The organism is Paenibacillus sp. FSL H8-0315 (assembly GCF_038005365.1).
GTDB classification, from domain to species: Bacteria; Bacillota; Bacilli; order Paenibacillales; family Paenibacillaceae; genus Paenibacillus_AQ; species Paenibacillus_AQ odorifer.
On the sequence record NZ_JBBOTA010000001.1, the window covers coordinates 6232604 to 6252607 of the forward strand.

Below are 20004 nucleotides of genomic sequence, written 5' to 3' on the forward strand. Positions count from 1 at the left end.
CCCTGGCTGATAATCAGGGAATTTCTCCCTGACTCTTTAAACTAAAGAAGCTGAGTCAATAAGTAGCGTTTCCAACTTATTGACTCAGCTGTTTTTTATCGCAAAATATATCCCCCATCCGGAAATAAAGTACTTCCTGTTGTATAGCTATTGGTCATCAAATAAATCGTTGTATGTGCTGCTTCGTCGGCATGACCAACCCTGCCAAGGATATTGATATTCGTATATTCGTCGTAAGCCTTGTCTCTAGTTTCCTGTTCTGCGCCTTCCCAATTAAAGTTGGTATGAATGGTTCCAGGGGAGATGACATTTACCCGAATCGGAGCCAATTCTACTGCTAATGCTTTTCCCAGACTTTCAATCGCGCCGTTACAAGCTGCATAGGAGGCACCGTCTGCAAGTGGACGTTGGCTGAATGCGCCGGACATAAGAACAATGGAGCCTGTAGGGTTGATAAAAGGGATGGCATGCTTTACAGCATTATATTGCGGCCAGAACTTTGCATTAAAGCAACTGTGTGCAATCTCCAAGCTAGAAGTAATCGGTCCTCTAACATAGGAGGCTCCCGGAGTGAACAAATGGTCAAAAACGCCGATTTTTTCAAAGAAATCCTTCAAGTCCTGTTCATTTTGATTATCTAGTGAATGAATTTCAACAGAATCGAATCCCAGAAGCTGTTGAGCTTTCTCTAATTTATCTTGTGATCGCCCAGCGATTATGACAGCTGCACCTTGTTCTACCGCTTGTTTGGCAGTTGCAAGCCCTATTCCGGAGCTTCCTCCAATAATGACGATGCGCTGGTTTTTTAATGAAATAGTGGACATATTTATCTTCTCCGTTCATAGTTAATTGGACTTATTAAGTTCTGTTTTTTATTATTAGCTATAAAATATAACCTGCACAGTACGCACTTTTTTCGTACTAGGTACGATTTTTCGTACTAGCTGGTTCGAACATACAGTTAAATAACTATCGAAAGAGGGGATCGCATGGATTTGTTGGAGCCGAGATTAACCGGGGTTCTTACAACACTTGAAAAGATCGGTGGAAAGTGGAAGCCACTCATTTTATTTATTTTATTGATAGATGGCACAAAACGATTTGGTGAACTTAGACGGATTATCCCAGATGTCTCCCAAGGTACGTTAGCTAAACAATTACGGGAGCTTGAAGAGGATCAGCTTATCGATCGGGTGAGTTATCATGAGCTTCCACTCAGGGTGGAATATAGTATTTCAGAACATGGCAAATCGCTAATTACAGTTTTGGATAGCATGTGTGGCTGGGGTAGGATGCATAAAGAATATTTGAATAATACAAGTAAGTAGAGGGGGTACATTATTATTCATACTATTTTGCAGGAACCAACGGGTCAGACCTACAAGACGCTGGTACAGGTAGCTATGGAAGTATGTGATGAATTTATTCTAGTAAAACGTGATCAGATGGAGTTGGAGCCAGAAGGATATGAACTGCTTGAACAGCTGCAACCTTTTCTCAAAAAGGTCATAAAAGATGACTATTGGCCGGGGACTCGGCTTATGGGGCATTATGCAGATGTTTATTTTTTTGATTGTTCACCTGAAGCGGTCAATATTCTTTTATCCTATTCCACCAGCTTGTACTCGTGGGTACAGACCAGGCTGCCTGATGATCTTTGTTTTCTAAAACAGGGACAACCGTGGCTAATCAATACAGCCCATGAGAGAGAAAGCAATTTGCTCACTGATGTGGATGAGGAACTTAATAGACTAGAGGCGTGCGGATTATTGTTCCGTGACTTATCTGAGTTTTATAACGCTGATTAAAAAAATGGACTCATATTTATAGTGCAGAAGAACCCGCATTTGGTGCGGGTTCTTCTGCATGTTCACTAATCATTCAACGCAACTGTTAAATTACAAGATTTCATATAATCAAAGAAAAGTATTGATAATTATTCTCATATGATTTAATATGATAACGATTCTCATTATCATTACTTTAGTTTGAAGAATGATAAATAAAATATAGATGGGGAGATTGATTATGAATCAGAAAAAATATTTATTAGCTGGGGTATCAGCAGTTTTAGCTTTGAGTTTGGCAGCTTGCGGTAACAATGAAAAGGATAAGACAGCTTCAGAAAAAAGCACAAATAATGCTGCAGTAGCAGCAGAAGGAACTGCAAATAACAATGGAAATGCGGCTCAGGAGGCTGTTGCCACTGAACAAACCGTTACATATTTGGGCAAGGATTATGTCGTGCCTGCAAAGATTAATAATATTGTAGCAGCAAGTCTCGAATCTATGGAAGATGCTGCCATACTGGGAGTGAAACCTGTAGGTGTACTTGCAATAGCTGATGCTATTCCAGGTTATCTGTCAACTGACCTAGCGGGTGCATCCTTAGTGGGAGATAAATTTGCTCCAAGTAATGAAGCGATTCTGCAACTGGATCCAGATGTTATCTTAGGGTCTTCCAAGTTTGGGGAAGATGTGGCCGGCGCACTTAATAAAATTCAAACGATGATTCCTTATTCACATATTTCAACAAACTGGAAAGATAACTTGCTCTTATTAGGCCAATTATCCGGTAAGACCACAGATGCAGAAAAAATTATTAGTGATTATGAATCTAAAGCTGCGGGTGCAAAGGCTGAAATTGGAGAAAAGCTGAAAGATCAATCCATTCTAGTCATTCGTATTCGTCAGGGCAGTATGTGTGTGTATCCTGCTGGCGTTTATTTGAATCCGGTTATTTATGAAGATCTGGGTGCTGCCATTCCTGAGGTGATCTCCTCTACAGAAGCACAAGCAGAGCTTTCATTAGAAGCTTTGGCGGATATTAATCCGGACTATATTTTCTTGCAGTTTGAGACTAGTGAGAATACTGATAATGCAACAGCACTTGATGATTTGCTCAAGAATCCGATCTTCAAAAGCGTAACTGCTGTCAAAAATAAGCATGTGTTTGTAAATGCAATTGATCCGTTGGCACAAGGTGGAACGGCTTGGTCTAAAGTAAGATTCCTGGATGCGGCAATTGAAAACCTGTTGAAGTAAAACCGAAGGTGCGATGAATAAGATGAATACAAAAAATTGGAAAGTTATATTGATCCTATCAACTTCTCCATTATTCATCGTATTAGCAATGGTTGTATCCGTCTTATATGGTGTTAAAGATATTGGAATATTGACAATATGGCAGGCGATTACACACTTCGATGCTAATAATGTGGACCACAACATTATTATGACATCTAGATTTCCGCGTGTAATCGCCGCTTTATTAGTTGGAGCGGCTCTGGCTGTTTCAGGGGCGTTAATGCAGGGGATTACACGTAACTATCTTGCATCACCATCGATTATGGGAGTAAATGACGGATCGGCATTTGTTATTACGTTGGCTATGGTGTTTTATCCGGGATTATCGAATGTTCAGATGATTATTTTATCTATGGTGGGTTCAGCCATCGGAGCAGGTTTGGTTTTCGGATTTGGTTCATTGGTTAAAAACGGTTTATCACCAGTCAGGTTAGCTATTATTGGGACTGTAATTGGTACTTTTTTAAGTAGTATCGCCTCAGCAGTAGCGATGTTTTTTCAAGTCTCACAAAATGTTAGCGTCTGGTATAGCTCGAAAATACATACCGTTAATCCAGATATGCTAATATTATCAGTTCCTTTTATAATCGTTGGACTGCTCTTGGCGGTTAGTATTTCTAAGTCAGTAATGGTTGCTTCCCTGGGGGATGAAACCGCGATTAGCTTGGGTCAACGAACAAAATGGGTGAAAATTGTCAGTATTATATCTGTTATATGTCTGACCGGGACAGCAGTAGCTTTAGTCGGCAAGATAGCCTTTGTGGGTCTAATCATTCCTCATATTACACGTTTTATCGTAGGTATAGACTATCGCTTTATCATTCCTTGCTCAGCGGTGATTGGAGCTGTTTTTTTAGCGTTTTGCGATGTCTTAAGCCGTTATATTAACTTTCCGTTTGAGACGCCAATTGGTGTTGTAACAGCCTTTATTGGCATCCCTTTCTTCCTTTATTTAATTCGGGTTAAAGGGGGAGAGCAGCGTGGATAGAAGTAAAGTACAGTTTAGCCGCTATATGCTTACACTATTAGTTTTTATCCTGTTAACCCTTGTGGCCGGGTATTTTCATCTTACGAATGGCGTGTTTGATATGTCTGTAATGGACGTGATAAAAACACTGCTGCGAATAGATCCTAATGCTAAATTTGACCTGGTTATTTTTCAGTTTCGGTTACCACGGATCATTATTGCCTCATTAGTAGGAATAGGTCTGGGGATGGCGGGAACTGTCATTCAAGGGATTACCCGTAACGGGCTGGCTGATCCAGGTATCCTTGGGATTAATGCAGGCGCAGGAGCTGCCATCGTTGCATTTATGTTTTTCTTTCAGATGTCGGGAGTTACTTTTTTTAAAGAAAGCTGGTTCTCGATACTAGCCATGCCGCTGTTTGGTTTTGTAGGTGGGCTTGCCGCAGTTGTCATTATCTTTATTTTTTCATGGCGGAATGGTGCACTCGATATGCAACGCTTGATTTTGACAGGGATCGCGATTAGCAGTGGTTTTGGTGCGTTGTCGTTGTATATTTCTCTGAAAATGAATGCAAGTGATTATGAGATGGCTGCGGTTTGGAGTGTCGGAAGTATTTACAGCGCGAACTGGACTTATATCATTACGATCGCACCTTGGGTGCTTATTTTAGGATTTATAATGTATCGAAAAAGCTATTTACTCAATTATTTTCAATTGGAGGATTCCAGTACAAAGAGCTTAGGGATCTCTGTAGAAAAAGAAAAGCTGATCTTTCTGTTATGCAGTGTGGGGATCGTAAGTGTTTGTGTATCTGTATCCGGTTCTATAAGTTTTATAGGCTTGATGGCTCCTCATATCGCCAGAAGATTAGTAGGGATTAATCACCGCTATATTATGTTATCCAGTGCAGTGGTAGGGATGTTTTTGCTGGTGATCTCGGATTATTTTGCCAAAACAATATTTCAGCCGGCAGAGTTACCCGTGGGTATAGTCGTTTCGATTATTGGAATTCCTTATTTCTTATATTTATTAGCAAAGTCAAGAGTGTAGGGGAGAGTGTACAGAAAAAATGACAACACAAGTAGAGCTCGAACACACAGAATCATGGAAACTTGAATCTCAGTATATGGGTTACACGTACGATATAAAGGTTTCTCTTCCCAGAGAAGCAGCACCAGAAAAGGGCTTCCCCGTGTATTACATGCTCGATGGTAATTCATATTTTCAATTGGGTCGGGATGTTGTGAAATTGCAGTCAAGAAATGCCCCGAAAACTTTTATTGCACCAGCAATTGTGATTGGCATTGGACATTATGGTTCAGATGAAGAGGTCTCTAAAAGAAGATTTTATGATTTCACACCTCCAGCGAAGCATTATGTATATCCGGACCGATTGAAAAATGCTGACATAGGTCCACATGGTGGGGCTGAGAATTTTTTGGCTTTTTTAGAATTAGAGTTAATGCCAGCAATCAACAAGAAATATAATGTGGATCAGTATAAACAAGCCTTGTTTGGTCACTCTCTCAGCGGTCTATTTGTCCTCTGGACGTTATTCACTCGTACGAAGCTATTCCAGTATTATTTGGCCTCTAGTCCATCCATTTGGTGGAATGATCATGAAATCCTGACGTATGCGGAGCAGTTCTATAGCAAGGGTCAAGAGTTGACGGCCGATAAACAAAAGTTATTGATTACCGTAGGGAGTGAAGAGTCGTTTATGGTCGATGACGCAGCAATATTATTTTCAAAATTGAATGAGTATGCTTTGCCTAATTTAGAGGTTAAGCACTATGTCGCACCCAATGAAAATCACGCTTCTGTAGTACCAACGATTATGAGTAGAGCGTTTCGAGTACTGAACTGTTAAGGAGTGGGGATATGACCCAAATGAGGGCAGGCGAGCTTGTGCTTTTTGAACATATGGATCGTCAGATTACCGTGTATTTACCGAAAGAATACCATTTATTCCCGGAGCGGTTATTCCCAGCGGTTTTCTTACAGGATGGAGATTTTTTGTTCAAAGAGGCGATTACAGCTATAGAGAAAGATATGGAAGAGGGAGTAACAGAACCGGTTATTTTTATAGGGATTGATTCTCAGTTGCGGAATGATGAATATACACCTTGGGAAATGCCTGCTCTTTTTAAGGATTGGTCCTTTGGGGGCAAGGGCGATGATTATTTGAATTATGTCTATCAGGATCTTGTACCCTATATCAAAAGCTCCTATCGCATCTCCAACGAGCCGGAGAAATTGGCTTTGGGTGGTGTTTCACTAGGTGGATTAATAAGTCTGTATGCGATGTACAAGACTGAAGCTACTGTTGGAAATTTTATATTGATATCTGCGTCTGTATGGTTTAAAGATTTCATTCATTTCATGGAGACATCAAGACTAGATAGGGAATGCAGAATTTATATGTATGTTGGTGAACAGGAAGGGATCCACAAGACAAACGCCCAGAAGGACATGGTGCCTAACAGCAAACGTGCTTATGATATTTTAAAAGAGAAGATTGTTGGAACGGATCAGCGAGTGAAGTTTGAGACGGATCCGCTGGGCACGCATAATGACACGTTTTTCCTGCAATATTTTCCGAATAGTATCAGGTTCTTATTTCCTGCAAAATAAACATAATAGGACGAGCAGGAGAGAGTATCCTTGCATCGTCCTACTTATCGTGTGATAGCTGCTCTAGTTATTCTTCTGTAAATTCTCAAGATGGGCGTCCAAATTATCGAAGGTTTGGGAAATCCCCTCTAACATCCCCATATCAATCACTTGTTGCAAGGCTTCCGGAGAAGTGTATTTACCGGTATTCACCAGCTTCGTTTGACCCTCCAGGTGGATAAAATCTAGCTGGACAAGCGTTTCAGGCAAATCTTTTGAAATATTACCTTCTGCATCTGAGAATCCATCTGTATAAATGACTTGTTCTGGGACTGTAATTTCCTTATACAACGCCTTGCCCCATGACTCCATACCGTAGAAATCCCCTTGATTCTTATCCACGCACTTCATGCAATAATGCCAAGTACCCCCTGGACGGAAATCGACATTACATACGGGAAGCGTCCAACCTTTTGGACCCCACCAGTGCTTCAAATGCTCAGCCTCAGAAAAAGCCTTGAATACTAGCTCACGTGGAGCTTGGAATACGCGCTCTAATACTAATGTGTTGCCATCAACAACTTTGGATACCACTTGGTTGGACGGGTTAGAATTTGTCATGGGATAGATCCTCCTCAAAATTTGTTTGCTTCCTGCCAATTTCGGCCTGAGGCTATGATTTATTATTGTTTTCATTGCTCTGTAGCTTTTGTAAATAATCATCCAGTCGATCGTATCGTTCTTCCCATATATGGCGGTAGGAGTTTAACCAATCGTCTATTTCCTTAAATGGATCAGGACGGAGCTTGCAAATGCGCTTGTTAGCTACAGCTTGAACTTCAATTAAGCCCGCTTCACTAAGGACGCGCAAATGCTTGGACGCTTGAGGCTGCCGTAGCTGAAGACTTTCTGCAATCTCCCCAACGGTTAGAGGATTCTCGCGTAATAGTTCAACGATCTGCATGCGGTGGGGCTCAGCTAAGGCACTCATAACGTTAGTATTCATAAACACAGATCACTTCGATTCATTAAATTCATTCGCATCTCTATTATGACATACTCTGGTTGAGCGGCTCTATAGCGCCTCCTTTTTGGTATTTCCTGTTTGTGATGATAATATACCACGGAGGGAATATTCCTGTAAAGGAATATATAATAACCATTGTATGACAACTGCTAGAGAAGGGCATGATACAAGCATTAAAAAGAAATATGTTCCATGATAACCAACAAACTTTACAAAAAACATAGGAATAGATATAATTAAGTATAACTTATCGGGTTTTAGAATTACGCAAGGGGCCTAACGCCAGTGGGCTCCTTTTGTATTTCTTGGCCATGTTACAGGAGGGTGAAGGTCATACACAATGAAAAGATTATGGTTTGTGTTCATTATGGTCCGCATGGGGAGCGTTTAATCCGGCGTGGTGTCCAACTATCTGAAATTATAGGGGCGCCATTGTTTGTATTAAATGTCGATAGTTCGGATATTGATGAATATAATCAGAGCAAAGAAATGTATATGACGGTCTGGAAACGTCTTGCCGATGAAGCTGGCGCAGAGTTTATCATTCGGAAACGTGAAGGCCGAAAAACAACAGATATTATTGTAGAAGTTGCTGAAGAGAATGAGGTTACACAGATCGTCATTGGACAATCTGCTCAAACTCGGTGGCAGGAGCTTACCAAACGTAATTTCATCAATGAACTCATTGGTAAAATGAAAATGATGGATCTGCATGTCGTGGCTGTGCAGCGGATGCGTGCAGGGCTGGAAGAAACCCATGAGGAAGGCGTTATCGCTTACCTGGTCAAAAACGGGGCTGAGTACCAGCTCAGTGATGAACCTCAGGGAGAGTATTCGCTTAAGGGAAAGTTCTTTCACGAACTACACACAGAATTTGAGAACGGTTTATTCAGAATTGAGCAAGAAGATGGAAAGGCTAGATATCTGCATATTTGTGATGGCACATTGACCGATTCTTTATAATCGGGCTTGCCCTTATCAACATTGGGGCCTTGTATAAAAGGCCCTACCAATCATATGATCTTTGGCTTTTGGTAAAAAAGTAAGTACTAAAGTTCACAACTTGATAAGCTCAAGTGGAAAAGGAGGACTGCCTTTGCTGCATGTAATCATACTTGTTCCGTTTCTAATGGCCTTAGTAATCGCACTTTTGTCCAAGAGAGCACCCAACCTTCATAGAGGATGGCTTGTTTTCCCTGGTTCACTCGTTTTGTTTGTTTATTTCTTAACCCGGATTCCCGTTATTAAAGGTGGGGATTTGGGATATGAAACCATTTCATGGATTCCTTCACTAGGAATTGATTTGGTTTTCCATCTGGATGGATTAAGTTTGTTGTTTGCTTTGCTAATCACTGGGATGGGTAGTCTTGTAATTATCTATTCAATTTATTATCTGGACCGGCGAAAAGAAGCGTTAACCCCTTTTTATATTTATCTAATGTTGTTTATGGGGGCGATGCTTGGCGTTGTGCTCTCGGATAACTTGATGGTGTTATATGGCTTTTGGGAATTAACAAGTGTTTCGTCATTTCTGTTAATTGCCTTTTGGCATCGGCGGCAAAAATCGCGGTATGGTGCTCTCAAATCTATGTTGATTACCGTATTTGGTGGTTTAGCGATGTTTGCCGGCTTTTTAATGCTTTATGTAATGACAGGCACCTTTAGTATCCGGGAAATTTGGAGTGAGGTTGGCGATATCAGCGGGCATGCTTTATTTATTCCGGCGATGCTACTAATTCTCTTAGGCGCCTTCACCAAATCAGCTCAGTTCCCGTTTCATATCTGGCTGCCGGATGCCATGGAGGCACCGACACCCGTAAGCGCCTATCTGCACTCGGCAACGATGGTTAAAGCTGGATTGTATCTTGTCGCCCGTTTCAGCCCTGTTTTTGCGGGGCAATATGAGTGGTTCTGGGTTGTGTCAGGCGTCGGTTTGATCACCTTGATTTATGGCTCCATCCAGGCGATGAAGCAGACGGACCTGAAGGCTCTATTAGCCTATTCAACGATTAGTCAACTTGGACTGATTATGGGATTGCTGGGAATGGGATCGGCAGCGGCATTTTATGTAGGGGAAGATTCAGTCTTTTACACTGCTGCAACAACAGCGGCTATCTTTCACCTTATTAACCATGCCATCTTTAAAGGCTCTTTGTTTATGATGGTCGGTATAGTTGACCATGAGACGGGTACCCGCGACCTGCGAAAGCTGGGCGGATTGATTTCCATTATGCCGGTTACCTTTACGGTAGCGATGATCGGCAGTTTCTCGATGGCTGGTTTGCCGCCATTTTCCGGGTTTTTAAGTAAAGAGATGTTTTTTACGGCTGTTCTGAATATCCGAAACCTGGATATATTGTCTATTCCCTCGTTGTTTACGCTCTTCCCGGTTTTGGCCTGGATTGCCAGCGTGTTTACTTTTGCATACAGTATGATTTTGGTTTTCCACACCTTTTTCGGAAAATATCAGCCTGAGAAGCTGGACAAAAAACCGCATGAAGCCCCATTTGGACTTCTGCTTGCCCCGTGCCTGCTAGCAGTGCTGTCTATATTTATCGGTTTTTTCCCGAATATATTATCCAAAACACTTATTATCCCTGCAATGAATGCTATTCACCCTATCTTGCAGACCGGAGAACCCTTTGTTGTGAATATTCATTTCTGGCACGGCTTTACACCAGAAATATGGATGACACTTGGTGTTGTGATTCTTGGTATTATTGTATACCGAATCTATGGCCGCTGGAGTCTGGTCGATAAAGAATGGGGCAGTGGCTACACTTTAAATCAAGTCTATGACGGAGTAATCCGGCTGGTCGAGAAATCGTCTAGGGCGTTGACTGGCATCTATATGACAGGTTCCATGCGCCATTACTTGATGTATATCTTCGCTTTCCTGATCGTAGCCATTGGTGGAGCCGTGTGGTATACCGATGGAATAACGCTTGGGACAACTGAATATGCTCCGTTTTCTTTGTTTGAAGTTATTGTTGTTATGGTTATGCTTGTGGGCGCTTTGGCTATCCCCTTTGTTCGTTCCAGAATCACAGCCATTTTGTTAACAGGAATGGTTGGTTATATGGTTACTTTACTCTTTGTTCTGTTCCGGGCACCTGATCTGGCGCTTACCCAGATGATTGTCGAAGTAGTATCCGTTACATTGTTCCTGCTATGTTTTCGGCATTTGCCTAAGCTGGAGAAAGAGCCGCTCAAACTTCGGTCCCGCTTGCCTAAGCTAATTATTTCCATCGGGATGGGAATAACCATGACATTGGTTGCACTTGCTGCTTTAGGCAGTAGTCCGTTCGAATCCATCTCGAAATATTATGTGGAGAATAGCTATACCTTGGGTGGCGGTAAAAATATTGTTAATGTTCTGCTCGTTGATTTCCGCGGCTTTGATACCATGTTTGAAATTACAGTGCTTGGCCTTGCCTCACTTGCTATTTATTCCATGATCAAACTGCAGTTGGATACGGATGGAACTATTGCCCCACTGAAGCGGGCTGTGAAGGATAATAAACCACGTTCTTCTGTAAGTGATGATGTGTTACTACAAGCGGTAGCTAAAGTAGCCTTCGTTATGATACTAATATTTTCGCTTTATCTGTTTTTCGCCGGACATAATAATCCGGGAGGCGGATTTATTGGAGCATTGATGGCATCAGCCGCATTGGTACTGCTCGCCATTACTTTTGGGATTGATATGGTTGAGAAGGTATTGCCTATCGACTATCGTAAGTTAATCGCGGTTGGGGTATCTGTAGCTTTTCTTACAGGAATAGGTTCGTTTTTATTCGATGTACCTTTTCTGAGCCAAGCGTTTGGCTATTTCCAACTGCCACTTATGGGCAAAACAGAACTGACCACAGCAATGTTCTTTGATCTCGGTGTTTTCTTAGCTGTTATTGGTGTCACTATGAATATCATATTTACGATCGGGAGGGATAGCTAATGGAGCTTATTATTGCCCTGGCGATCGGTGTACTGTTTTCCGTAGGTGTTTATCTAGTTCTTTCCAAAAGCTTGCTGCGCATCCTTCTGGGAACCACTTTAATAACGCACGGCGTTCATTTGTTGTTACTGACAATGTCTGGCCTCAAGACAGGTGCTGCACCATTGCTGGGTGAGGAAGCGGAAGCTTATGTCGATCCTTTGCCGCAGGCGCTCATTTTGACCTCTATTGTAATTAGCTTTGGAGTAACAGCATTTTTTATTGTTTTGGCATACCGGACTTACCGCTCGACGGGTACCGATGATGTGGAAGGAACCAAGGAGGAGAGACGATGAACAACTTGTTAGTGCTGCCTCTGCTGATTCCGGCCATTACGGCAGTTATACTCATTTTTTTGAAAGAACGAGTACGTCTGCAACGAATCATAAGTGCCGTCAGTGTGTTTGTAAATATCTTTGTTGCAGGATTCATTGTGTATCAGGTAAATACAAACGGTATCCAGACCTTATATATGGGGGGATGGCGTCCACCTTATGGCATTGTGTTTGTTGCCGATATGTTTTCGGCATTGCTCGTGTTGACTGCGGCCATTGTTGGCGCGGCTTGTCTGTTTTTTTCCTTCGCTAGCATTGGGGAAGACAGAGAACGGTTTTATTACTATCCGTTTTTCCATTTTTTATTAACCGGGGTATTTGGCTCTTTCCTCACCGGGGACTTGTTTAACTTGTTTGTCTGCTTTGAGGTGCTGTTAGTTGCCTCTTACGCTTTGATCGTACTTGGTGGATCCAAGGGTCAACTGCGAGAGACATTAAAGTATGTATTAATTAATGTGATTTCCTCTTCCTTGTTTGTGGCGACGATTGCTTATTTATATGCCGCGACAGGAACACTGAATATGGCGCATCTATCTATGCGTGTAGCAGAGGCGGGACAAGGCGGTGTAATGAACGTCATTGCGGTTCTGCTGCTAATTGTATTTTCGATTAAGGCAGGTTTACTGCTCTTTTTCTGGCTTCCCGATTCTTATAGTGCACCACCATTGGCTGTTAGAGCCCTGTTTGGGGCTTTGCTAACCAAGGTCGGATTGTATGCAATTACTCGTACCTTTACTTTGATTTTTATTCAAGAACCGGGACTCACCCATACATTGATTGCCTGGATGGCGGGGGCGACGATGATACTTGGGGCAATCGGGGCATTGGCATACAACGATTTGGGCCGAATATTTAATTATAATATCATCATCAGTGTAGGATTTATTGCTTTTGGGATCTCTGTCGCGACTCAGGATTCGTTAAATGGTGTAGTGTTTTATTTAATGCATGACATGGTTGCCAAAGCATTATTATTCTTTCTGGGTGGGATGATTATCTCAGCTTCAGGCACTGACCGCTTAAAAGAAATGGGTGGTTTAATCCGACGTTATCCGTGGACCGGCTGGATGTTTTTTGTACTGACTTTGGCATTGGTTGGTGTTCCGCCCCTTAGTGGTTTCGCTGGAAAAGTGATGATGGTGCGGAGTGGATTTGGCGAGAATCACGTGGCTCTGGCGCTGATTGCACTTGCATCCAGCTTCGTAGTGTTATATTCCTTGATCAAGGTATTCCAGCAAGTGTTCTGGGGTGGCGAGAAAAGGGAAGAACAAGTCAAACCGCTTCATTATAAAGCTATGATGGCACCGGCAGCTGTTCTGTTCGCGATTGTAATTCTGATGGGTGTGGGTGCGGAGACGGTAAACGGACTTGTCAGCCAAGCCGGAGCTGTACTGGCTGATCCAGCACTATACATTAACGCTGTCATGAAGGAGTGATACTATGGCTTTTCAACTATTATTGAATTTCATGATAGCATTCCTGTGGATGTTCCTGCACAATGACTGGACTGGGCCACGTTTCGTCATTGGTTTCTTGATCGGTATCCTCATTCTGCTCGGAATGCGACGTTTTTGGCCCAGATTATATCTAGGAAAAGTGTGGGCAATTATTAAGCTAATCCTGTTGCTGCTGCGGGAGCTGGTCGTTTCAAGTTATGTAGTGGTAAAAGCTGTTCTGAGACCGGAGCTTAATATACGTCCAGCAATCTTGAAATATACTACAGAGCTGAAATCGGATTGGGAAGTGGCTACGTTGATCACATTGCTCTGCCTTACTCCCGGATCTGTGGTACTTGAAGTATCGGATGATAACCGGACTTTGTATATTCATGCCATGGATGTTGAGGATCCCGCACAGTTCAGAGCGAATATCCGTGACACCTTTGAGCGTGCGATATTGGAGGTGACCCGTTAATGATCCATTTTATTCTTATGCTCTCGCTTACGATTATGGCGCTGGCGATTGGTGTATGTGCCTGGCGGTTGTTGAAGGGGCCTTCTTTGCCCGACCGGGTAGCGGCATTGGATACGATTGGAATTAATCTGTTAGCCATGGTAGCCGTTCTTTCTGTTTTACTCCGAACGCAGGCTTTTATCGAAATTATTTTGTTAATAGGCATTCTTTCCTTTATCGGCACGACGGCATTTGCCAGATACATCGAAAGGGGAGTGGTGCTTGAACATGGAAATGATCAAGACAGTCGGTGAATTGCTGTTTGCCTTATTAATACTGATGGGGGCATTGCTTAGTGCTGTAAGTGCTTATGGTCTGATTCGGCTGCCTGATGTTTATCTGAGATCACATGCTGCTGCCAAAAGTGCCACCCTTGGTGTTTTATGTGTTCTGAGCGGGGCCTTTCTATATTTTGCATTTTTTCTAGATCATATAAGTGCTAAGCTGCTACTGGGGATTGTCTTTGTATTTATGACCTCACCTTTATCTGCGCATTTGACGGGCAGAGCTGCTTATCGCTCAGGGGTTCCCTTATGGAATCGCAGAATTCAAGATGATTTAAGAGAGGTACTGGAGAAAGAAAAAGCTGTAGCAGCATCCCCTGAACGGGATGTGACTTAAGAATAAAATCCATGAAATGGTGATCTGCGATTTCGGATTACAACAATAAGTTTGGATCGCAATAGCTAAAAAGCAACAACCCTGCATGAAAACGCGGGGTTGTTGCTTTTTTAGATTAAAACTACTCTTTTTTGTTATCTTAACGAACTAATATTTTGCCTTCTCCAGCAAGGATGCGAAGTACTCTTGGGAGTCGATCACCATCATTCTCAGGGATGTCCAATTGAATGCCGTAGTGGAAACTGCCTTGTTGTTCTTTGTTCCATTTCAATATTCCTTCTATGTACATAGATTCATCCGTAAGATTCATTTCCATGCCAATACGTATTAGGTTATTTTCTGGGTTGATATTGAGGGGTAACGATAAGTGGCAACCCGATCGACTGATGTCGAACAATACAGCCCTTACAGGCTTGGAAGGAACCTGGATTCCGTTAATAGTAAGAATATGAAGATCAAATGTTACAGGTTCTTTAAGGGTATATCGAAAAGGTTCGGTTCTGCGATTAGTGTTCATATGCTCCTCCATACTTTTCCATGTAATATAAATTATCGACATAAAAGTAGGATTAGTGAAGAGCTGATTCAATTTTTGATTTATTTCACTACTTGAGCAGTCTCGTAGGTAAGGCAGCGCAGACTTTGATCAGGATAACGCATTTCTGCCGTGTAGCTGCTGCCATCTTCCAGCATCATCTGAACAGCGACCATGCCGCGTTTATCATTGGTGTCAGTGTTGATCAGTGTTGCTGTAGCAATTTTCCGGCTTTCTTTTTGTTAATCTGTAAGGATAGTTATGGCCGCATTGATCCAACGGGCATCTTTATAGATAGTGCTGGCAGCAGAAGCGATAATTGGTGTTCTTTTCAGAGCAATATTAATCGCGGTCGTGTTCACTACCATACCGTTTATGGGATCAATTAGTACATCATATTCCCAGAATTCCTTACCTTGCCCTTCTAGGGTCTTGGCGTTATATGGACTGAAATGTACAGCCCATGTCCACGGCAGCGAGGTTCGGGTATCACTCAGAATAACCCGCATCTGCAGCTTGGCAATGTCCACATCGAATAATTTGCGAACGCTTGAAGCAGCCAGAATAACGGCATCAGTTTGACTCAGATCCCCTGCAGCAGGCGGTGTGACAGTGGTCCGTTTGGATTCAGAAGTCTCATGACCCGCCATGTCTATGAAATTGTTAATGGGTTGTATTTCTTTAGGACTCATCTGCGGTTGTAGATCGTCATTCACTGTGGAGGACACCGGCGTTGGTGCTTCCAACTTCATCCCTGGGGTTTTGGTGCTGGTTAAAGCTAAATGGGTGGTGTTTTGAATGACTGCACTGACGATTAGCAGACTCCCCGAGAACAGGAGTACAGCTAAAGTAGTGGGGAATTTTTTGTTATTCACTTGAATAACCTCCATTTGCTTCGGATGATGCTGAATCTTCCTAACCTTAAACTATAGATGTTATAGAGTAGGTGAACAGATGTTATGGAGTTGTAAAAAGATGCGGATACTTGTTCCTTGACCTAAAGTAGAATTGAGTGAAATTCTAGTTTGATGTGCATCTGCGATCTGCTTGCATAAAGATAAACCAAGACCCGCACCCCCGTATTCGCGTGTGCGCGATTTTTCACCTCGATAAAAGGGTTCAAAAACACGCGCGCTCTGTTCCGGTGTCATCCCAAATCCTGAATCACATACTTCCAATATGGCTTCATTTTGCAATACATAGGCAAGCAAGCGGATGGTGCTCCCTTGCGGAGAGGCATGAATGGAATTTTCGACAAGGTTAACCAAGAAGGAAGTTAGCAGATCATGATCACCCCAAACCGCAGGGATGGAATAATCCATTTCTAGTTTGATGCCTGCTTCGTCCAATTTAAGCTGCTCAATCTGTTTAACCGATTTGAACAAATCTGATATGTCTACTTGTTTCAGAGTCAGAGGATGATGCCGTAGGACGGACAAATCCAGCAGTTTGAAGGCTAAATTCTTCAGGCGTAAGGTTTCACTAAGGATATATTGACCAGCCATTTGCTGTTCTTCCTGGCCTATATTCGCGGAAGTCAGAAATTCAGCAAATCCCTGCATACTGGTTAAAGGTGTGCGTAGTTCGTGGGCGAGGTTATCGACCATTCTCTGCTTTTCATCGGCCATATTAGACAGTTCGATCACGTGCTGCTCCACTGCGTTTGCCATTCGGTTAAAGTTCAGGGCTAACTCACCAAATTCATCTTTACTGCGCAACTGCACGCGCTCGGTATATTTGCCTTCAGCGATCGTTTTTGTAGTCTTTGATAGCTGTTTAAGTGGTTTGGTCAACTGCCGGATCAGCAAGTAGAGTAATAGGAGCAGAATTGGACCGATAATCCAGTTAATCATTACAAAAAAACGGTTCAGCTCATGCTGCTTAGCATAGAGGTCACTGATATCACGTTGATAAACGATCGACAAAGCTTGATAGGGAGCAGGGAGCTCAGTAGAGAGTTGAATAGAATGTGACTCCGGTGTTGAGACTGATGGGACTCCGGCATTCGGATAAACCAGCTGGTCATTCTCCCAGAGCTGTAGTCCGATTCCCTGCTTATGATAAAATTCACCATAGGATTGAGCCACACTTGAGATTAAAGTAGAGGTAAGTGTGGCCCCACGGGTCTGAATCGATTCAAGATTTTCATAAATGTTGTTTGCAATTAATAGCTGTTCGCTTGAAGCACGCTGCATTTCGCTGTCCATGTTCAGCTGCCAGCTTTTTTTCATAATCATGATTACACTCACATCTAGGGCGACGATGAAGAAAGCGAGGACTGATAGCAGAATTTTATGCCAGAATCTCATACTAGACCTGAACTTCCAAGCGGTAACCAAGCTTAAATACGGTTTTAATTCGTTCTTCCCAGCCTAGTTTTTTGCGCAACTGCCTGATGTGAACATCTACGGTACGGGTATCTCCTTCAAAATCATAGCCCCAGGCTAATTCCAGCAACTTTTCCCTTGATAAAGCAATATTTCTGTTGCGGATAAGGACCTCAAGCAGCTCAAATTCCCTAGCGGTTAAATCTACGGGTATCTGATCCACCATCACAAGCCTCTCAAGATAACGTACCTCAACGTTTTCACAGAGAAAATTGGAAATGCCTTTTTCGCTCCTGCGTAACACCACATTGATTCTTGCCAACAATTCAAGGATTTCAAAAGGTTTAATGATATAATCATCGGCGCCCAGCTCAAAGCCTTTGATGCGATCAGCCAGTGAATCTTTTGCGGTGATCAGAATCACCGGAATTTGTAAGTGAGCAATCCGCTGCATGATCTCAAAACCGTCCAGTTCGGGCAGCATTATATCGAGCAGAATTAAATCGGCCTTTTCACGTTCCAGCAGTTCAATAACCTCCAGCCCGCGATAAGCCTTGCTATAGGTATGTCCGACTAATTTTAGATTCATAGTAATTAAGTCACTGATTGCACGTTCATCTTCTACGACTATGATATGGCCCATAGTTCATTGTTCCCTCCTAAGCTAGCAAATCACTTCCTAATGCTAATAAACTATAAACAACTTATTACAGAATTGTCCAGTGCAGGTATGAAAAAGCATCTAGTTCTTCTTAATTTGGTTTGTTGATAAAGCTCAAAAAGGACTGAAAAAGAGAGCGGAAGCAGTCTCTTAATCAATCCTGAAAAACATCATTATAAACCTTCGGAACTCTTGATTAATTGGAAATTCCATCTGTTGTTGACTTAGACAAGTGGGCATCAGGGGCAATAAATTCGTGAACGATTTGACGAAAATACTCGTGATTATCATAGCTGTTGTACATACGCCAGGCCACTGTTTGGGAGTTGCCGAAAAATAACCGCTCAAACTGGGTTTGACGACCTCCGAATGCACCCGCTCCTAGTTCCCAAGCCAGCCGGAATAAGGCATTTCGATACCACGCATCCGAGACATTTCCCTTCAAATACTCATAAAGATACGAACCAGCGCTTGATGTAAAGTCGGCTTCAGAGGGGATCATGATGAGCCCGCTTGAACTGAGGTTTTGAACCATTTCAACCATCTCTGGATAAAACTCTGAAAAGTGAATGGTTGAAGCCAACAGTGGACCTTTATCTGGAACGAGATATCCAAATTTGTCGAGCGAAGCCCCTATTTCCGCTGCAAGTCTTAAGGCTTTGAAAGTTTCTAAATAGGTTAATATTCTGGAAATAGGCAAAATCGTGTAGGCCTCAAGGACAGCATTTTGTTCTTCCGCCAAAGACTCTAGCATACCAAGAAAAAACTCGGTCTTTGCAATATAGCGGGTGATAATTTGGTGGGCCATATGCGTATGAAAGTTACTCTCGCCGAATAATCGGGAACAGTACCTCTCATCGCCATAATAAAATATACGATCATGAGGGACCAGTACGCGGTCAAAGATAACAAGGGTATCCATTTCTTCATATCTTGAACTTAACGGATGGTCGTAGGAGGATGAGGCAGCGTAGCTTTCACGGCAAAAAAAAGTCATCCCAGGCAGATCATTAGGCACCGCAAAGGCAAACGCAAAGGGATTATCATCATCCACAAGTGAGGGTGAGGGAGTCGGGAATACAAGCATTTCATCGCAGGTAGCTCCCTGTGTTGCCATCATAAAAGCACCGGTAACAAACATCCCTTGATCATTGATTTCTACGACTTTTGCAGCGATAGAATCCTCTGTAGCATCAATCTGGCCGGATATTTTGCTGGCTTGAGGCTGAATGAAAGCATGGGATAAGGTAATATCATGATCTCGACAGAAGGCATAGTATTTTCTGAGGTTCTCAGCATATTTCGGATTATGATCCTCAAGGATATCAGCAGCTGTGAACAGAGACATGATGGCCGTATTCATATAATCGGGGGAACGTCCTAAAAATCCGTGATGTCTGTTGGACCAGAGTTCAATCATTTTTCTCCGGCGTTCTAAATCTTCAGCATTTTTGGGTGGAAGAAAAGATAAACCAACCGGATCTCCAGTATCAGGTGAAGGATAGGTCATCTGCGCCAAATAACGTTCATCACACTGCATGTTATACATTTCGGCTTGTGTTTGTATGAGACCTTGAAAGGCAGGGTGTTTGGATAAAGGACCTTCAACACGTGTTCCTTTGTACCAGATATTGATCTTTTGCCGGTCGATTCGTTCGATGTATTGATTACCTGTTTTTATAGGCATAGGTTCCACCTCTTTGAAGTCATCTTTGACTAATAAAGCCGTATTATTGCTATTAATGTACGTAATCATGAATCTCCGTGTACATTGTCCATAAACCGTGGTGAGCTGGGAGTTTAGGGTTGACATAAACGATGCTGACTTGTATATTTTGGATATTGGATTACAAGTGTAGTCATACAGAGGAAAGAAAGGCGGA

At 42.5% G+C, this 20004-nt stretch carries 22 protein-coding genes; 14 read left to right on the top strand and 8 right to left on the bottom strand.

Annotated features, from left to right (window positions below; genetic code table 11):
- Positions 1-95 precede the first annotated feature (95 nt).
- The gene (locus MHB56_RS27105) at positions 96-824 is read right to left on the bottom strand and encodes an SDR family oxidoreductase (RefSeq protein ID WP_076279085.1); all 729 of its coding nucleotides are present in this window, start codon (positions 822-824) and stop codon (positions 96-98) included.
- 165 nt (positions 825-989) lie between these two features.
- Here MHB56_RS27105 and MHB56_RS27110 point away from each other — a divergent pair, with 165 nt between their 5' ends.
- From MHB56_RS27110 to MHB56_RS27140, 7 genes are all read left to right on the top strand, one after another.
- Positions 990-1328 carry a winged helix-turn-helix transcriptional regulator gene (locus MHB56_RS27110; RefSeq protein ID WP_076126032.1) on the top strand — a complete coding sequence of 113 codons (339 nt, stop codon included), beginning with the start codon at positions 990-992 and terminating at the stop codon, positions 1326-1328.
- A 27-nt stretch (positions 1329-1355) separates the two neighbouring features.
- On the top strand, positions 1356-1808 hold the full coding sequence (locus MHB56_RS27115; protein ID WP_081383245.1) for a hypothetical protein: 453 nt from the start codon (positions 1356-1358) through the stop codon (positions 1806-1808).
- Between the two features lie 220 nt (positions 1809-2028).
- Positions 2029-3045 (top strand): ABC transporter substrate-binding protein, encoded by a 1017-nt coding sequence (locus MHB56_RS27120; RefSeq protein ID WP_076310428.1) that lies wholly within the window; start codon positions 2029-2031, stop codon positions 3043-3045.
- Between the two features lie 22 nt (positions 3046-3067).
- Complete coding sequence (locus MHB56_RS27125) at positions 3068-4075, top strand: FecCD family ABC transporter permease (RefSeq protein WP_438357164.1); 1008 nt, start codon at positions 3068-3070, stop codon at positions 4073-4075.
- Positions 4076-4100: 25 nt separating this feature from the next.
- Positions 4101-5105 carry a FecCD family ABC transporter permease gene (locus MHB56_RS27130; protein ID WP_076279113.1) on the top strand — a complete coding sequence of 335 codons (1005 nt, stop codon included), beginning with the start codon at positions 4101-4103 and terminating at the stop codon, positions 5103-5105.
- A gap of 19 nt (positions 5106-5124) precedes the next feature.
- Positions 5125-5925: an alpha/beta hydrolase gene (locus MHB56_RS27135; RefSeq protein ID WP_248548138.1), complete on the top strand. Its 801-nt coding sequence runs from the start codon at positions 5125-5127 to the stop codon at positions 5923-5925.
- A gap of 11 nt (positions 5926-5936) precedes the next feature.
- On the top strand, positions 5937-6689 hold the full coding sequence (locus tag MHB56_RS27140; protein ID WP_312147815.1) for an alpha/beta hydrolase: 753 nt from the start codon (positions 5937-5939) through the stop codon (positions 6687-6689).
- A 63-nt stretch (positions 6690-6752) separates the two neighbouring features.
- Here MHB56_RS27140 and MHB56_RS27145 read toward each other — a convergent pair whose 3' ends face one another.
- A complete protein-coding gene (locus MHB56_RS27145) occupies positions 6753-7289 on the bottom strand; it encodes an SRPBCC domain-containing protein (protein WP_340394150.1) in 537 nt (178 codons plus the stop codon).
- A 52-nt stretch (positions 7290-7341) separates the two neighbouring features.
- On the bottom strand, positions 7342-7674 hold the full coding sequence (locus MHB56_RS27150) for an ArsR/SmtB family transcription factor (protein WP_076304206.1): 333 nt from the start codon (positions 7672-7674) through the stop codon (positions 7342-7344).
- Between the two features lie 345 nt (positions 7675-8019).
- Between MHB56_RS27150 and MHB56_RS27155 the strand changes: the two genes are divergently transcribed.
- The 7 genes from MHB56_RS27155 (at position 8020) to mnhG (ending at position 14598) form a co-directional block, all read left to right on the top strand.
- Complete coding sequence (locus tag MHB56_RS27155; protein ID WP_232061321.1) at positions 8020-8658, top strand: universal stress protein; 639 nt, start codon at positions 8020-8022, stop codon at positions 8656-8658.
- A 127-nt stretch (positions 8659-8785) separates the two neighbouring features.
- Entirely contained in the window at positions 8786-11650 is a 2865-nt protein-coding gene (locus MHB56_RS27160; protein ID WP_312147910.1) for a Na+/H+ antiporter subunit A, read from the top strand.
- Positions 11650-11985, top strand: a complete 336-nt coding sequence (locus MHB56_RS27165; protein WP_036686402.1) for a Na(+)/H(+) antiporter subunit C — start codon at positions 11650-11652, stop codon at positions 11983-11985. Before MHB56_RS27160 ends, MHB56_RS27165 begins: the two co-directional genes overlap by 1 nt.
- Entirely contained in the window at positions 11982-13460 is a 1479-nt protein-coding gene (locus MHB56_RS27170) for a Na+/H+ antiporter subunit D (protein WP_076189930.1), read from the top strand. The genes MHB56_RS27165 and MHB56_RS27170 overlap by 4 nt, the downstream gene beginning before the upstream one ends.
- A 4-nt stretch (positions 13461-13464) precedes the next feature.
- Complete coding sequence (locus MHB56_RS27175) at positions 13465-13938, top strand: Na+/H+ antiporter subunit E (RefSeq protein ID WP_076126047.1); 474 nt, start codon at positions 13465-13467, stop codon at positions 13936-13938.
- Positions 13938-14231 carry a Na(+)/H(+) antiporter subunit F1 gene (locus MHB56_RS27180; RefSeq protein ID WP_036686407.1) on the top strand — a complete coding sequence of 98 codons (294 nt, stop codon included), beginning with the start codon at positions 13938-13940 and terminating at the stop codon, positions 14229-14231. Before MHB56_RS27175 ends, MHB56_RS27180 begins: the two co-directional genes overlap by 1 nt.
- Positions 14206-14598: a monovalent cation/H(+) antiporter subunit G gene (gene mnhG / locus MHB56_RS27185; RefSeq protein WP_341144395.1), complete on the top strand. Its 393-nt coding sequence runs from the start codon at positions 14206-14208 to the stop codon at positions 14596-14598. Before MHB56_RS27180 ends, mnhG begins: the two co-directional genes overlap by 26 nt.
- 139 nt (positions 14599-14737) lie before the next feature.
- On the opposite strand, the gene MHB56_RS27190 is transcribed toward mnhG, so the two are convergent.
- From MHB56_RS27190 to MHB56_RS27210, 5 genes are all read right to left on the bottom strand, one after another.
- Positions 14738-15115, bottom strand: a complete 378-nt coding sequence (locus MHB56_RS27190) for a PilZ domain-containing protein (RefSeq protein WP_341144216.1) — start codon at positions 15113-15115, stop codon at positions 14738-14740.
- Positions 15116-15375: 260 nt separating this feature from the next.
- A complete protein-coding gene (locus MHB56_RS27195) occupies positions 15376-16008 on the bottom strand; it encodes a hypothetical protein (protein WP_341144217.1) in 633 nt (210 codons plus the stop codon).
- A 60-nt stretch (positions 16009-16068) separates the two neighbouring features.
- Positions 16069-17370, bottom strand: a complete 1302-nt coding sequence (locus MHB56_RS27200; RefSeq protein ID WP_341144218.1) for a sensor histidine kinase — start codon at positions 17368-17370, stop codon at positions 16069-16071.
- Positions 17371-17443: 73 nt separating this feature from the next.
- Positions 17444-18103, bottom strand: a complete 660-nt coding sequence (locus MHB56_RS27205) for a response regulator transcription factor (protein ID WP_076135640.1) — start codon at positions 18101-18103, stop codon at positions 17444-17446.
- 214 nt (positions 18104-18317) lie between these two features.
- Positions 18318-19808: a 4-hydroxyphenylacetate 3-hydroxylase family protein gene (locus MHB56_RS27210; protein WP_341144219.1), complete on the bottom strand. Its 1491-nt coding sequence runs from the start codon at positions 19806-19808 to the stop codon at positions 18318-18320.
- Between the last annotated feature and the right edge of the window lie 196 nt (positions 19809-20004).